Below are 2,299 nucleotides of genomic sequence, written 5' to 3' on the forward strand. Positions count from 1 at the left end.
TCATGCTCGCGCACCGCGACGTGTGCCGGCGCGAGGTCCTCCGGCCATTCGATCTCAGCGGCCTGGATGTCGATCGGAATCTCGACCGACACGGGGCCCGTCGGCGCCGTCTGCGCAATGCGCACGGCTTCGCGGATCGTCGGCAGCACGGTTTCGACCGTGCGCACGCGGAACGCGGCCTTCGAGATCGAATGCAGCATCGACAGCTGGTCCGGCGCTTCGTGGATGTACGCGAGATCCTGGTCGAGGTACGGCGTCTCGATCTGCCCCGTGACGTGCAGCAGCGCGGTGCCTGCCGTCAGCGCCTCGACCATCGCGCCGGCCGCGTTGCCCGCCGCCGTGCCGGTGCTCGTGAACGCGACGCCGAGGCCGCCCGACACGCGGGCCAGGCCATCGGCCATGTTCAATGCGCCCGCTTCGCCGCGTGCGCCGACATACCGGATGTTGCCGCGCGAGTTGATCGCGTCGAGGATCGGCATGTTGTGGATCGAGATGACACCGAATGCGGTCTTCACGCCGCACTGCTCGAGAAAGGCGGCAATCAGCTCGCCAACCGTGGTTTTTTTAGACATGGCGTGCAAAGCCTCCAGAAACGTCGATATGGCTGCCCGTCGTGTAGGACGACAGATGCGTTGCGAGATAAAAGAGTGCCCAGGCGGCCTCGTCAGGCTTGCCGAAGCGGTTCAGCGGAATGTTCTTCGTGCGGGCGAGCGCGCCCGTCCAGTCCTCCCAGCTTTCGCCGGACTGCGCCTGCGTTTCGTAACGGCGGCGCCACTGGCCCGACTCGACGATGCCGATCAGGATCGAGTTCACGCGGATGCGCTGCGGCGCGAGTTCGGTCGCGAGCGACTTCACGAGGCTCAGCACGCCCGCACGCGCCGACGACGTCGCGACCATGTGCGGCTCCGGCTGCAGCGCGAGCAGCGAGTTCACGCAGGTGATCGTCGGCGCCTGCGCGTCGCGCAGCAGCGGCAGGAACGCGCGGGTCGGGCGGATGATGCTGAAATACTTCAGTTCGAGCTCTTCGCGCCACGCGTCGTCGGTCGTGTCGGCGAAGGTCGACACGCGGCCCTGGCCGGCGTTGTTGACCAGCATGTCGGCACGGCCGAAGCGTGTCGAAACCGCTTGCGCAAATGCAGCCACATCCTGCTCGTCGAGCACGTTGCAACGTGCGGCGAGCAGTTGCGCACCCGGGTATTTTTCAACGAGCATCGCTTCGGCGCGCGCCAGGCGCTCGCCGTCGCGGCCGCAAATCGCCACCGATGCGCCCGCCTGCAGGAACCGTTCGGCAGTCGCTAGGCCGATGCCGGACGAACCGCCCGTCACCACCGCCACCTGCCCGGTCAGATCGATCTGAATCATCGGAGTCCTAAAGCCTTGAGAAACGTGTGCTCGTCATCCGAGCGGTAATTGAGCCGCCGCGACAGTTCCGCCGCCGCGCGCTGCACCTTGTCGATCAGGCCGTCCGCGATCAGCGCCGCGTCGATCTCCGGGCGCGGCACCGTCACCGTGATGCACGCGACGATCCTCTGCGTCTCGTTGCGCACCGGCGCCGTCACGACCGAGATGCCGCGCTCGAACGACGAGTTGCTGACGCCGTAACCGCGCAGCGCATCCTCGCGGATCACTTCATACAGCGCATCGACCGTTTCCGGCGTCGCACTCGTCATCCGGTTCAGCGCGCCTTCCGGATACAGCGCATGCAGTTCCTTCAACGACAGGTCGCCCATCAGCACGTGGCCGTGCGTCGTCGCATGCGCGGGCAAGCGGGTGCCGACGTTCACGCGGATCGAGCTGAACACCGGCGCCTGGCTTTGCGCCTTCGCGACGAACACCACATCACGGCCGTCGCGGATCACGATGTGCGTCGTGAAGCCGGTCGCGTCGCGCAGGCTCTCGATCACGGGCAGGCCCAGATCGGTCAGCTCCAGCGAGCTCAGGTATTCGAAGCCGAGCCGCAGCACGGCGATGCCAAGCTTGTAGTTCCGATCCTTGTCCGCGCGCTCGAGGAAGCCGAGCGATTCGAGCGTCTGCAGCAGACGGAACACCGTCGTGCGCGGAATGCCGAGCCGCTTCGACAATTCCGGCGCGCCGAGCACGGGCTCGCGCGGCGAGAATTCAGCGAGAATCCGCAGCCCGCGTTCGAGGCCGGGTACCACGTAGCTCGCTTCGGCCTTGCCGTTTTCGGAATCGGGTTGTTGCAGCGGTTCGTTCATGCCAGTCCCCGCTGTTGGTCGCACTGACGGCAGAACGTGTCGATCAGTGCGGAATAAACGGCCGGTGCTTCCACGTAGCCGGC

General features: G+C 66.3%; 3 protein-coding genes. All 3 read right to left on the minus strand.

The window, feature by feature from the left end:
* On the minus strand, positions 1 to 572 hold a 572-nt coding region (locus tag JYJ84_RS34525), incomplete at its 3' end, for a thiamine pyrophosphate-binding protein (RefSeq protein WP_275890766.1).
* Positions 565 to 1,362: an SDR family oxidoreductase gene (locus tag JYJ84_RS34530; RefSeq protein ID WP_122947447.1), complete on the minus strand. Its 798-nt coding sequence runs from the start codon at positions 1,360 to 1,362 to the stop codon at positions 565 to 567. The genes JYJ84_RS34525 and JYJ84_RS34530, both read right to left, overlap by 8 nt.
* A complete protein-coding gene (locus JYJ84_RS34535) occupies positions 1,359 to 2,216 on the minus strand; it encodes an IclR family transcriptional regulator (protein WP_122947448.1) in 858 nt (285 codons plus the stop codon). The genes JYJ84_RS34530 and JYJ84_RS34535 overlap by 4 nt, the downstream gene beginning before the upstream one ends.
* Between the last annotated feature and the right edge of the window lie 83 nt (positions 2,217 to 2,299).

This window comes from Burkholderia sp. LMG 13014, from assembly GCF_905232215.1.
Taxonomy (GTDB): Bacteria; Pseudomonadota; Gammaproteobacteria; order Burkholderiales; family Burkholderiaceae; genus Burkholderia.

Excerpts from the sequence above, each read along its gene's own strand:
- JYJ84_RS34535 (WP_122947448.1), bottom strand. The coding sequence starts at position 2,216 with ATGAACGAACCGCTGCAACAACCCGATTCCGAAAACGGCAAGGCCGAA.
- JYJ84_RS34530 (WP_122947447.1), bottom strand. The coding sequence starts at position 1,362 with ATGATTCAGATCGATCTGACCGGGCAGGTGGCGGTGGTGACGGGCGGT.